Raw genomic sequence first — 259 nt, forward strand, 5'->3', positions numbered from 1 at the left:
GCCCTGCACATTGGTTCGTCTTGTTCAGTTTTCAAAGGTCTTTGTCACTCACTTCTCTCAAGTGACAACTATATTAGTATATCACAGTCGCTTTCGCTTGTCAACACTTTTTTTGAAACTTTTTTAAACTTTTTTCATCAAGTGCTTCAACCACAACATACCATAGTCCGTACGGGATTCGAACCCGTGTTACCGCCGTGAAAAGGCGGTGTCTTAACCCCTTGACCAACGGACCTGAGTTGTTATTTTCAACTCTTAC

The 259-nt window shown here is 41.7% G+C and carries 1 tRNA gene; it reads right to left on the reverse strand.

Going from position 1 to position 259, the window contains the following annotated elements:
- Window positions 1–163: 163 nt before the first annotated feature.
- Window positions 164–235, reverse strand: a tRNA-Glu gene (locus ACERDH_RS09825).
- Window positions 236–259 lie beyond the last annotated feature (24 nt).

This window comes from Streptococcus bovismuti (genome assembly GCF_042436615.2).
GTDB lineage: Bacteria > Bacillota > Bacilli > Lactobacillales > Streptococcaceae > Streptococcus.